This window comes from Clostridium tarantellae (assembly GCF_009295725.1).
Classification (GTDB): domain Bacteria; phylum Bacillota; class Clostridia; order Clostridiales; family Clostridiaceae; genus Sarcina; species Sarcina tarantellae.
Genome location: NZ_WHJC01000272.1, coordinates 1 through 4,604, shown reverse-complemented (window position 1 = coordinate 4,604; position 4,604 = coordinate 1). Strand labels below are relative to the sequence as shown.

Below are 4,604 nucleotides of genomic sequence, written 5' to 3'. Positions count from 1 at the left end.
ATTAATAATAATATAAATATTTAAAGTTTTTATATTATGGAAAATTTTATTAAAAATATACTTGAAATATGAAAATAAGGATGATAATATATTAAGTGTACTATAACAAATAGTACACTTAATACACTTAATACAATTTTAATTATTTAGAGGTGAGGTAATGAAGAGGATTATTTTAATTAGTACATCAATAGTACTAATACTTGGAGCAATTTTAGCAGGAGCATATGCTAGTAGTGACAGGTATACATTAGAGGTTTATTTTAGAACTCCAGAAGATGCAATAAATTATATAGTTGAAAACTGGGGTGATGGTAGAGGGTCAGAAGAAAACTTTAAGGATGCATTATCAGAAAGAGCTTATTATACCAATTGTATTTTTAATAGGGGTACTTATTATTATGCAATGCAAAATTTGAAAAATTCATCTCATAATGAAATTAAGAAATTAGAAGATAATAAGTTTTTAGGCTATCATGAATTAATTACTAAAGCAATAAAAAGAATAGGAAATAGACCTTATGAAATTTATTATGCAAATTTAGGTGATAAAAATTATTATGATGAAAAAGGCAGTGATGTACAAAAGCAAGAGCAACTTATGTTTTTAATGGTCAATAACGGAAATGGATGGGTTTTAGATACATTAAGTGAATCTTATATTCCAATTCAATAACTTAGGAGGTGATTAAATGATTAAAATAGATGCAAGAAGTAGTACGCCAATTTATGAGCAAATTATAATTGGAGTAAAGGAAGCGATTTTAAAAGGATTAATAAATCCAGGAGAAAAGTTACCTTCAGTTAGAGAGATGGCAAGTATGCTTATGACTAATCCAAATACAGTGAGTAAAGCCTATGGAGAATTAGAAAGACTTAAAGTTATTGAAACTTTAAGAGGAAAGGGTACCTTTATATCAAGTGATTATAAGCCACATATTCAGGAGGATAGAATGGAGAGTTTAAAAGAAAGTTTAAAAAATATAGTTTTAGAGGCTAAATATATGGGACTTACTAAAGAGGATATACTTAGAATAATGGATGCTTTTTATAAGGAGCTAGATAATAAAGAAGACTCAGAAGGTTAAGAGGTGAGAACTTTGATAGAAATAAAAAATATTAGTAAAGCTATTGGTGATAAAGAGATATTAAAAAATGTAAATTTAAAAATAAATGAGGGAAGTATATTTGGATTACTTGGACCAAACGGAGCGGGAAAGAGTACATTAATAAGAATTATTACAGGTATTTATAAAAGTGATAAAGGAGTTGTAAACTTTGATGAAGTAGATGTTTATGACAATCCAGAGGTAAAAAAGCACATAGGATATGTAGCTGATACAAATGAATTTTTTTCAAGGCTTACTGTAAAGGAAATAATAAAATATTACCAGATTTCTTATGACACCTTTGACATAAATAAATTTGATGAGTTAAATAAAATATTTAAAGTTCCTAAGAAAAGTTTTTTATTTGCTCTTTCAAAGGGAAATAAAACTAGATTAGCTATTATGCTTAATATATCTATAAGACCAAAATATTTAATTTTAGATGAGCCTACTTCAGGTTTAGATCCAATTATTAAAAGAAAATTTATGGAAATATTGGTAGATGAAGTAGCTGAAAATGGTACAACTATATTAATTTCTTCACATAATCTATCAGATGTTGAAAGAATTTGTGATAGTATAGCCATAATTGAAGATGGAAAAATTAAATCAACCTCTTCTATAGAAGAAATGAAAATATGTTATAAGAAGCTTCAAATTGCTTTTAAGGATCCAGTAGAAATGCAAGAGCTTCAGGGGGAAGAGGTTATTAATATATCAAAAATGGGAAGAGTATTTAATGTGGTTATTAATAATGAAGAAAAATTTATAAATAAAGCTAATAAATTTAACCCTATTTTTGTTGAAGAATTAAATTTAACCTTAGAGGATATCTTTATTTATACATTAGATAGGGAGGATAGTTATGAAGAGAATTAATAAAGGATTATTATATGAACAATATTATTCTTTAAAGTTAGTAACTATATTATTAGCTTTAATAACAGCAGTATATTCATTTATAGTTTCAAAACAGAAAATAAGACAGATTAGTTTCGAAACTGAATATTATCAAACATTATATAACTTTTTAATAAATCGTGTAAATATTGGAGATTTAATGTGTATATCTTTAGTTGTAGCAATTTTATTAGTTTGTTCTTATGGTATTAATAAGGGAAAATCAATGTTATTTTTAGGAGCAGCACCTACATCAAGAAAACAAATAATTTATTCAAGAACTTTATCAGTATTTATATCAACATGTTTAATATTATTTGTAGATTTATATGTAAATATATTTGTATCTTTAAAATATAGATATTACTTAGAGTATTTTAATAGTTCTTTTTTATCCACAAGTTTTTTAAGAACTTTAATTTTACTTAGTGCAGCTATATGTTTAATAGCTATATTTACTTTAGCTCAAATTGTTGTAAATAATGGAATTTTATCTGGAGCTTTTGGATTTTATATGTTGTTATATCCTTTTATTATGATTATAGGTATTAGTAGTATAATAGGAGAAGGAACGGGAACTTATATTCATGCTTTTGAAGAATTCATTGGAAATGTTAGGTATACAGAGTGGGGCGTAGAATTTAAAGGAGCATTAGGTTTTTTAGAAAAAATTATAGGGGTATATAATATTAAAAATACTATTTTATGGTGTGTAATAGCTATAGTAGTAGCACTATTATTTTTTAAGTTTATAGATGTAAATTTATTTAAAAGAGTTAGTCTTGAAAATAGAGTTAAAGTTTTTGTTAATAATATTTGGGAAAAGATCATTATTATATTAACAACTATATTAATTACAATATGGGGAAGTTTTTTCCTTTCAATTATAATAACTGAATTTTCTTATAATTATAGTTATGATACTAATGGAAAGAAAATATTTTTAATTATGCCTATAATATTAATTTATCCATGTTACTTTATACTAAAGAAAATTGTATATTTATTAAATAAAAAAGGTATAGAAGTAACTTTAGTAGATGCTGATAAAATAGGTGAAGGATGTTCAGGAAGAAATACGGGTAAAATAACAGTCCAACATAATATTATTTATTCTAAGCTTAAAGAAAAACAAGGTGAAGATATAGCTAAATTTTATTATGAAGAAAATAATAAAGCTTTATTATTGATAGAAAATATAATAAAAGAAAATAAAATAAAATGTGATTTTAAAAAAGTAAATTCTTATTTATTTACAGAAAATGATGAAGTAGTTGATTTGTTGAGAACTGAAAAAGAAGTATGTGAAGATTTAGGTATTAAATGTGATTATATTGAAGAATTAAATTTACCATTAAAAATAAAAGCAGCTTTATGTTTTAAAAATCAGGCTCAATTTAATCCTAAAAAATTTATAGATTCTTTAGGAAAAATAATAAGTGATAATGGAGTTAAAATTTATGAAAATACTCCATTAATAGATATGGATAAAGGTAAAGTATGTAAAATTAAAACTAAGGAAGGCTTTATAATAGAAGCAAAAAGTGTTATTATAGCTTCTCATAGTCCTTGGTACGATGATATGGGATTATATTTTGCTAAACAAAAAGCTGAGAGATCATATGTTGTAGCAGGTGAATATAATGGTGATTTTCATGAAGGAATATATATAAATGTAGAAGAACCTAGAAAAAGTTTTGCATTATATGAACATAATAAAGAAAAATTACTTATTAGTTGTGGAGAAAATCATAAAGTAGGGCAAGGAAGAGATTATAGTAGGCATTTTGAAGAATTAGAAAAAATGACAACTAAGCATTTTGGTGAAATTAATTTTAAATATAGATGGTCAGCACAAGATTATGTTACACCAGATAATATACCATACATAGGATATTTATCTATTGATAGCAATAATATATATATAGCTACAGGTTTTTCTAAATGGGGAATTACTAATGGAGTAGTAGCAGCTAATATAATAACTAATATGATAACTAATAATTTTTCTGGAAAAGAAGAAATATTATCACCTTTTAGAAAGGGAATTATTAATTTTTCATTTTTTAAAGAAAATATAAATATAATATTAGAGTATATAAAAGGAAAAATAAAATTAGGGGATAAAGAATTTCCAAAGGAAGCAGGAGAAGGAAAAATAGTTGTTATTGATGGAAGTAAATATGGAGCATATATAGATTTTAATAATAAAATTTATTTAGTAGATGTAACTTGCACTCATTTAGGTTGTGAATTGTTATTTAATAATGATGAGAAAACATGGGATTGTCCTTGTCATGGTTCAAGATTTAACTATGATGGAACAGTTTTAGAAGGACCGGCCACTAATCCATTAAGATCATATGGTGAAGGAGCTAATGATATAAATCCTCATATTATATAATAATATAAAAAATATAGAGATATCTTAAGGGTATCTCTATATTTATATTTAAAAATTAGTATAATAACGTCTTGTGCTAGTTATTTTGAAAAAATAAAAAATCCAACATATTTTCTGCTATAATTTAAGAATTACCACAAACCAAACTATAGGAGGAAAATATGTTAGATTACAATAATTATTTTATAGGA

The 4,604-nt window shown here is 24.8% G+C and carries 4 protein-coding genes; all 4 read left to right on the top strand.

All coding sequences use genetic code 11. From position 1 onward, the window contains the following. Window positions 1-160 precede the first annotated feature (160 nt). From GBZ86_RS13040 to GBZ86_RS13025, 4 genes are read left to right on the top strand one after another with little or no spacing between them, the layout of a single operon-like run. On the top strand, window positions 161-676 hold the full coding sequence (locus tag GBZ86_RS13040; RefSeq protein ID WP_152891310.1) for a hypothetical protein: 516 nt from the start codon (window positions 161-163) through the stop codon (window positions 674-676). A 16-nt stretch (window positions 677-692) separates the two neighbouring features. Beyond that, on the top strand, window positions 693-1,088 hold the full coding sequence (locus tag GBZ86_RS13035; protein WP_152891308.1) for a GntR family transcriptional regulator: 396 nt from the start codon (window positions 693-695) through the stop codon (window positions 1,086-1,088). 12 nt (window positions 1,089-1,100) lie between these two features. Continuing rightward, window positions 1,101-1,988: an ABC transporter ATP-binding protein gene (locus tag GBZ86_RS13030; RefSeq protein ID WP_152891306.1), complete on the top strand. Its 888-nt coding sequence runs from the start codon at window positions 1,101-1,103 to the stop codon at window positions 1,986-1,988. After that, complete coding sequence (locus tag GBZ86_RS13025; RefSeq protein ID WP_152891304.1) at window positions 1,975-4,413, top strand: FAD-dependent oxidoreductase; 2,439 nt, start codon at window positions 1,975-1,977, stop codon at window positions 4,411-4,413. Before GBZ86_RS13030 ends, GBZ86_RS13025 begins: the two co-directional genes overlap by 14 nt. The last annotated feature ends 191 nt before the right edge of the window (window positions 4,414-4,604 follow it).

Excerpts from the sequence above, each read along its gene's own strand:
- GBZ86_RS13040 (WP_152891310.1), top strand. The coding sequence starts at position 161 with ATGAAGAGGATTATTTTAATTAGTACATCAATAGTACTAATACTTGGA.
- GBZ86_RS13035 (WP_152891308.1), top strand. The coding sequence starts at position 693 with ATGATTAAAATAGATGCAAGAAGTAGTACGCCAATTTATGAGCAAATT.
- GBZ86_RS13025 (WP_152891304.1), top strand. The coding sequence starts at position 1,975 with ATGAAGAGAATTAATAAAGGATTATTATATGAACAATATTATTCTTTA.